This window comes from Streptomyces sp. NPDC045026, assembly GCF_056432625.1.
The window spans coordinates 140,707-147,754 of record NZ_JBWKIS010000024.1; the positions used below are offsets into that span (position 1 = coordinate 140,707).

The window sequence follows — 7,048 nt, forward strand, 5'->3', positions numbered from 1 at the left end:
CTGTGGGGTTCCAGAACTCGGCTACTGGCGATGACCTGCATCTCTACGCCGCGCCCTCGTACTCGTTGATAAGGCCTCCGAGGATCGGTCGGCGCTTGATCCGCTCGTGAGAGAGGTCGGCGATGGGGTGGTCGGGCCGGGGCGGTTGGAGCTGGCGTCCGCGGTGGGGTCTTCGTCCGTTGTAGTGCTGGGCGTACTCGTTCAGCACGGTGCGTAGGTGGCGCTGGCTGAAGAGGAGCATCCGGTCGGTGACCTCGGAGCGGACGGTGCGCACGAACCTCTCCGCATACGCATTCGCTTGAGGGCACCGCGGAGGGATCTTCACGACCTTGATGTCCTCGCTGGCGAGGACCATGTCGAATGACTTGCTGAACTGGCTGGCCCGGTCGCGTACGAGGAAGGCGAACTCGGATGCCCGGTGGCCGAGGTCCATCAGGAGACTCCGGGCCTGGTGTGTGGTCCACGGCCCGTCCGGATGGGAGGTCACGCCGAGGATGTGCACGTACCGGGTTTCGACCTCCAGAGCGAAGAACACATACAGTCGGCGCAGGGAGACCACGCAGTCCACGTGAAAGAAGTCGACGGCGAGCATGGTCGAGGCCTGGGTGCGCAGCAACTGCCGCCACGTCGTATCGGTCTGCCGTTCCGGTGCCGGGGGTACCTTCCGGGACTTGAGGATCCTGCGGATCGTCGAAGCACCCACGCGGTGACCGATTTTGAGCAGCTCACCCTGGATGCGCTGGTATCCCCATGAGGTGTTCTCCAGGGCGAGTTGTTCGATGAGGGCGGCGATCGCCTGGTCGATCGGCGGGCGGCCCGTCCGGTTCGGGTACGTCCACTTTTTCGTCACCAGCCGGCGGTGCCACCGCAGAATCGTGTCGGGCGTGATGAGACGGTGCCGTCTCAGTTGCCGGGGTAGCTGTTGGATCAGGGCGGTGAGGTAGGCGCGGTCGGCCCAGTCGAAGCGTGGTTTGGGGTTCGTGCGGCGCAGTACCGAGACCTCGTGCCGCAGCACCAGCAGCTCAATGTCCTTGGACGCTGAGGAGCGGCAGAGAAGCGCCAGCCAGCCGAGCAGCCGGGTGAAGACCAGGTAGTGCAGATGTAGCGACACAGTCCGAGATCCTTCCCGGCGCGCGTTGCTCTACCCATCGCTGCTGTTCACCGGGCCAGGCCGGGTTCTGGAACCCCACAGGGTGCGGGCGAGGGTGTCGATGTAGGCGCGGTAGCGGGCCAGGGTCGCCGGGCGCAGTCGGGGCCCGACGGTCTGCAGCCAGTCGAGCAGGTAGGCGGCGACAGTTTCGGTGGGGTCGGGGCGCAGCCCGGCGGCCAGGTTCTGGCGCATCTTTGCGAGTGCGGTCTCGGCTTCGCTGTGGGTGGTGAATCCGCTGCGGCGCAGGGTGCGTCGGCGTCCGTCGATGGTGCGGGGTACGTCGATGGCCAGGGCCCAGCTCCCGTGGCGCGGATCGGCAGCCAGCCGGGGGCAGCGAGGTCCAAGCTGCTTGCCGTGTTTGCCGTGGCAGCCGCATCGTCGGTAAATGCGGCCGGGAGAATGCCTGTTGTGGTTCATGGTGGCGCCCCTCGCGAGGTGCTTGAGTAGGTGCTATGGGCATGCCCGTGTCTGAGGTGGCGTGCACCTAATGGATAACGACGGCGCTCTGTGGGGCTGCGGTGCAGTCAGTTCGAATCCCCTGACCCTCATGGTTGCGTCCGAGCTGCACTATCCAGCCCGCCGTGGGGTGGGCGGTCGCGCCCAGGATCCGGATGCGCCTCGTGGGGTGCTCGATGACCGTGAAGACGTACCGGCGCGCCTCGGTCTGGGTGTGGGTCTCGAAGAGGTCGCAGGCGGCCAGCGCGTCGGCCTGGCTGCGCAGGAAGTCGGCCCAGGTCGTGCTGTGCTGTTCGGGCGCGGGTGGGATGCCGTGCTGCTTGAGGATCTCCCAGATGGTCCAGGCGGCGACCTTGATGCTGAGCGCAGCAAGTTCACTGTGGTTCCGGCGGTGCGCCCGTGAGGCATTTTCGTGAGCGAGGGGCAGGACCAGGGCGCGGATTGAGTGGACGGTTGGCGGGCGCCCGCGCCGCTTTGGCATGCAGGTGGCGGCATGGTGCCGTTTGAGCAGGTCGAGGTGCCACCGCGGGTTCGTTTGGGGTTGTACGAGCAGTAGGAGGTTTCGCAGCTTGTCCATCGGGGGTGGTGGAGCAGGCTGGCGAGGATCGTCGGTGTCCGTGAAGCCGGGCTTGCCGACCTGGTGCTGCAGCACGAGCAGTTGGTGCCGCAGGGCGAGGGTCTCGATGTCTTTGTCGCGGTCGTTCAACGGCAGTAGGTGCAGGAGCGTCAGGGTGTTGGTCGTGGCGAGGTAGGCCAGACGCAGCAGCACGATAGATCATGATGCCGCGGTGGCCTGGGCACGTGAAGACACCGGGCGGCCGTCGGGCGAAGGGCGGAGATCGGCGACCGAGGCCGCGACCTGGGCGGATGGTTTATCGGCACCCGCAGTGTGGAACGACTCCGCCAACCCGCCATGGGGTGCGGACTATCACACGAATATCAACCTGCAAATGAACTACTGGCCGGCCGAGACGACGGGCCTTGCCGAGACCACGACGCCGCTGTTCGACTTCATCGAGGCCTTGCGCGCGTCCGGCCGCGAAAGCGCCCGCTCCCTGTTCGGCAGCGCGGGATGGGTCGTCCATAACGAGACCACGCCCTTCGGGTTCACTGGAGTGCACGACTGGCCCACCGCCTTCTGGTTCCCGGAGGCCGCAGCCTGGCTCGTCCAGCACCTCTACGAGAGCTACCGCTTCAGCGGCGACCTCGCCTTCCTGCGCGAGCGTGCCTACCCCGCCATGCGTGAGGCGGCCGAGTTCTGGCTGGTGAACCTTCACACCGATCGGGCCGACGGCACCCTCGTTGCCTCGCCCAGTTTTTCGCCGGAACACGGCACCCACGTGGCCGGCACAGCCATGGCGCAACAGATCATTTGGGACCTGCTCACCGGCACCCTGGAAGCCGCTGCGATCCTCGACGCCGACCCTGCCCTGCGCTCCCGACTGCGGGAGACCCTGGCTCTGCTCGATCCCGGTCTGCGGATCGGGTCCTGGGCCAGCTCCAGGAATGGCGGACCGATCGCGACGATCCCGCCAGCACGCACCGCCACGCCTCCCATTTGTTCGCTCTCCATCCTGGCCGACAGATCGCCGCAGGCTCGGCCATTGCCGACGCGGCACGCGTCTCGCTCACTGCGCGGGGAGACGGCGGGACCGGCTGGAGCAAGGCATGGAAGATCCACCTCTGGGCGCGACTGCGGGACGGGAATCAGGCTCACACCATGCTCGCCCAACAGCTGCGCCACAGCACCCTGGCCAATCTGCTCGACACCCACCCGCCGTTCCAGATCGACGGCAACTTCGGAGCCACCGCTGGAATCGCCGAGATGCTCCTGCAGAGCCACCTCGACGTCGTCGACATCCTGCCCGCGCTGCCCGACGCCTGGCCCGACGGTTCGGTAACCGGCCTGCGGGCCCGCGGCGGGCTCACTGCCACAATCCGGTGGCACGCGGGCACTGCCACCGAACTGATCCTGTCGGCAGACCGATCCAGCACGCTGTCAGTCCGCTGCAACCTGTTCCCATCCGCCGCACTGCTCGACCTCACCACCGGCTCGGGGATCGCAACCCGTCACGACGGTGACCGGATCACCTTCGAAGCCCGCGCGGGCCACACTTATCGCGCCACCCTTCTCCCCGGCACCCCTGCCGCTTGAACCGCCCCACCGGCGGTGAAGTGCGGGACGCCCGCGAAGAGACCGCCCCGAACACTCACACCGAATCGGCTCCTGGCCTCAGCCACGAAGGTCTTCACCCGTATGTCCACCCACCGAGTATGAGCCTTGTTCCCCGAAGGTTCCCGCTTGATCGGGCATGCAGGGGACATGATCAGCCTTCGCCGGGGCTGGGCGCCGTGAGGTCCACCCATATCCCCGGCTTGTGGTCCCACGCCCGCAGCTTGCCTATGACGAGGGCGACGGTCGCCCCCACAGGCGGCAGCTCCTGCGCGAGTCGCTTCACTCCCGGCTCGCTGCCACGGCGATTCAAATCAAGCGAGGCGTCCACGGGCTCGTATCCGTTGAGCTCTGCTGTGAGGCCCCATGGCTCGTGACTAGTGATCATTGCTTGGACTGCCTCGCCTTGGCGAAGCTCTCTGAGGGGACGTCTTGACTTATCTGCCATGGCGGATCAAGTCGCGTTCGATCCCACGATGATGAGGTTCTGGACGGAGTAGAAGAGCCGGTCGAGCCGGGTGACCGTGATGGTGCCCTGTAGAGCGCGACTCGGCTCAACTCATCCATTCCGCCTCGTACTTGGCGTACGTCCCGTCGTGCGTCGCCAGATGCACGAACTGGGTCACGTACTCCTGGAAGTCGCGGTCGCCGCGCGGCGTCGCGTACGCCTTCTCGGCGAACGTGAACGGCTTGTCGGGGTGGACCGAGCACAGCTCGGGGTGGAGCTTCGCCTGGTAGAGCGTCTCGCTCGCGTCGGTCATCATCACGTCCGCCCGGCCCGCCACGATCTCGTCGAAGATCGTGGTGTTGTCCGGGTGGACCTTGATGGTGGCCTGCTTGATGTTCGCGCGGGCGAACTGCTCGTTCGTGCCGCCCGGGTTGACGACCACGGTCGTCCCGGCCTGGTCGATGTCCTTGAGCGTCTGGTACTTGTCCTTGTCCGCGCAGCGCACGATCGGTGTCTTGCCGTCCTCGCGGGTCGGCTCGCTGAAGTACACCTGGCGGGCGCGGGGAAGCGTGATCGAGACGCCGCCGACGCCGATTTCGCACTTCCCGCCCGCCAGGTCCTTCGTGAGATTCGCCCATGTGGTGTCCACGAAACGGGCCTTGGCCTCCAGGCTCTTCGCGAGGTCCTGGGCCATGTCGATGTCGATGCCGCTGTACGAACCGTCCTTCGGGTCCTTGTACGTGAACGGGCGGTAGTCGCCCGTGGTGCACACGCGCAGCACCTTGGACTTCGGCACGGCGTCCAGCAGGCTCTGCTGCTGCTTCTTCGCGGGGCGGTCCGCCGCCGATGGCGCGGCGGGCGCGGCGGCGGTCACGGCCAGCAGGCAGACCAGGGCGGACAGGGTGGCAGCACGTTGTCTGGACGCGTGGCGGCTCATCGCGACTCCTCGGCACAATGGTTGCAGGATGAAGTGATTACCCTGGCAGAAGAGTTCACGCAGGTGAAGACGGTGTCCACGGGTCGGGAAGGCTGAGCCGGGCGGGACGCGTCCTACCTGGGACGGAGGAGCATGACGCGCATGGAGGCGCCGTTACTACACACCGCGCCGACGGACACCTCACCGGCATCGACGACCTCCACGCCGGCCCGCGCCGCTTTGACCTCGACCCCGCGGGCCGCGTCACCGCCGTGCGCGCGGCGGACTGGAGCGAGACCTACGCCTACGACGCGATGGGCAACCAGACCGACGCCACCTGGCCCTGCCCTTGCCGATAACCTCATCCGGGCAGGTCACGCGGCATGTTCATACTCGTTGAGGAGGCCACCGAGTCGGTGGCGTTTGCGTATGTCGAGGCGGGTGATCTGCTTGGGGTCGGTGGTCGGTGGTCGGTTGGGGGAGTGGGTGTAGTGGGCGGGCGTTGGCGATGCCCTGGTGCGGCCTGTGCTCGTTGTAGAACGTCTCGAACTCGCGTAGCGCGTGGAGCAGATGGCGCTGGTTCCAGATCAGCGTGCGGTCCAGCAGCTCGCGTCGGCAGGTTTGCACCCACCTTTCCATGATGGAGTTCATGCGGGGCATGCGGACCCCGGTGAGCACGACCTCGATGCCCGCGTCCTTGAGGATCGCGTCGAACCGTGCGGGGAATTTCCCGTCCCGATCTCTGATCATGTAGCGCGCCTGACATCCGGCGTCCTCGAGGTCCATGACGAGGTTCTTCGCGGCCTGGGTCACCCAGGACGCGGTGGGATGTGTGGTCGCGCCGAGAATCCGGATCCGCCGGTTGGTGTGCTCGATCACTGCGAACACGTACAGCCGGGCCCCGGACAAGGTGACGGTCTCGAAGAAGTCACATGCGAGGAGTGCGTCCGCTTCAGAGCGCAGGAAGTCGGCCCAGGTGGTGGAGGCACGCTCGGGCGTCGGCGGGATCCCGGCCTCTTTCAATATTTCCCAGACTGTGGATGCGGCCACCTCTACGCCGAGGACGAGGAGTTCGCCGTGCAGGCGCCGGTATCCCCAAGTCGGATTCTCTTTCGCCAGGCGAAGCACCAGGCCTCGGACGGAGTGGACGGTGAGGGGTCGGCCTCCGCGCGTCGGCCGGGACCGGGCGGCGTGGCGGCGGGCGAGCTGGTCGCGGTGCCAGCGCAGCACCGTGTCCGGCCGCACCAGCAACCGAATCCGGCCCAGCATTTGCGTCGGCAGCTGGTGGAGCAGCGCCGCCAGGAAGGCCCGGTCACTTGCCTGGAACCGCACCCGCTGCCCACTCATCTGCCGTTTGTCGACGGTGCCGTAATTCCCCCGGGGAAAGTTCATGGAATGGGACCTGGGGATGGAGGAGCTGCCTCCGTCGCGCCCCGGAGCGCAGGGGAGCTGCTCCTCGTCTCCCGCGGCGCCAGGACTCTCGGGCCGCCCGATAGCCAGACCGTCGTTCAGGCTGGTCAGGGCTGTCCAGGGTGGGCGCATGCCCAGCGCGAAGCGCCGCCGTAGGCGCCCTTGACCGACCGGACCAGCCCCACACTCTCCAGTCGGGCGGCCCGTCACCCGCCGCAACCAGTGGGGGAATTACGCAGTGCTCAACCTGCCCATGTGGGGGAATTACTCAGGCGCCGACACCGTTCCAGCACCGAGAGCTGATGGCGTAACGCCAGGATCTCGACGGTCTTCTCTTGTTCACTCATCGGCAGCAGTCGCAGCATCGCGAACGCGTTCGTCACACCCAGGTACGCCAGTTGTAGCAGCACAGCCGATCATCATGGCGCAGTGATCTTCGGCCCTGCCAGAGCGCCGGGCCGGGCGACGCGGCCGACATCCCACGCGTCGTGGCAC

5 protein-coding genes and 2 pseudogenes are annotated in these 7,048 nt (G+C 66.9%); 1 reads left to right on the forward strand and 6 read right to left on the reverse strand.

Annotated features, from left to right (window positions below; genetic code table 11):
- Positions 1–43: 43 nt before the first annotated feature.
- The 3 genes from AC07EJ_RS35435 to AC07EJ_RS35445 all read right to left on the reverse strand — a co-directional run bounded on the left by AC07EJ_RS35435 (position 44) and on the right by AC07EJ_RS35445 (position 2,375).
- Positions 44–1,111, reverse strand: coding sequence for an integrase core domain-containing protein (locus tag AC07EJ_RS35435; protein WP_389481203.1), 1,068 nt, complete (start codon positions 1,109–1,111; stop codon positions 44–46).
- Positions 1,112–1,141: 30 nt separating this feature from the next.
- Positions 1,142–1,567: an Arm DNA-binding domain-containing protein gene (locus AC07EJ_RS35440; RefSeq protein ID WP_478885812.1), complete on the reverse strand. Its 426-nt coding sequence runs from the start codon at positions 1,565–1,567 to the stop codon at positions 1,142–1,144.
- A 67-nt stretch (positions 1,568–1,634) separates the two neighbouring features.
- A complete protein-coding gene (locus AC07EJ_RS35445; RefSeq protein ID WP_478885813.1) occupies positions 1,635–2,375 on the reverse strand; it encodes a helix-turn-helix domain-containing protein in 741 nt (246 codons plus the stop codon).
- A gap of 118 nt (positions 2,376–2,493) precedes the next feature.
- Between AC07EJ_RS35445 and AC07EJ_RS35450 the strand changes: the two are divergent.
- Positions 2,494–3,761, forward strand: a pseudogene (locus AC07EJ_RS35450) (glycosyl hydrolase family 95 catalytic domain-containing protein); the annotation flags it as partial.
- Between the two features lie 172 nt (positions 3,762–3,933).
- Here the strand turns inward: AC07EJ_RS35450 and AC07EJ_RS35455 are convergent.
- The 3 genes and pseudogenes from AC07EJ_RS35455 to AC07EJ_RS35465 all read right to left on the reverse strand — a co-directional run bounded on the left by AC07EJ_RS35455 (position 3,934) and on the right by AC07EJ_RS35465 (position 6,490).
- Positions 3,934–4,065: a hypothetical protein gene (locus tag AC07EJ_RS35455; protein ID WP_389488584.1), complete on the reverse strand. Its 132-nt coding sequence runs from the start codon at positions 4,063–4,065 to the stop codon at positions 3,934–3,936.
- Between the two features lie 268 nt (positions 4,066–4,333).
- Positions 4,334–5,164: a transporter substrate-binding domain-containing protein gene (locus tag AC07EJ_RS35460; RefSeq protein WP_389488581.1), complete on the reverse strand. Its 831-nt coding sequence runs from the start codon at positions 5,162–5,164 to the stop codon at positions 4,334–4,336.
- Between the two features lie 353 nt (positions 5,165–5,517).
- Positions 5,518–6,490: pseudogene (locus AC07EJ_RS35465) on the reverse strand (integrase core domain-containing protein).
- Positions 6,491–7,048: the final 558 nt, after the last annotated feature.

Excerpts from the sequence above, each read along its gene's own strand:
- AC07EJ_RS35440 (WP_478885812.1), bottom strand. The coding sequence starts at position 1,567 with ATGAACCACAACAGGCATTCTCCCGGCCGCATTTACCGACGATGCGGC.
- AC07EJ_RS35460 (WP_389488581.1), bottom strand. The coding sequence starts at position 5,164 with ATGAGCCGCCACGCGTCCAGACAACGTGCTGCCACCCTGTCCGCCCTG.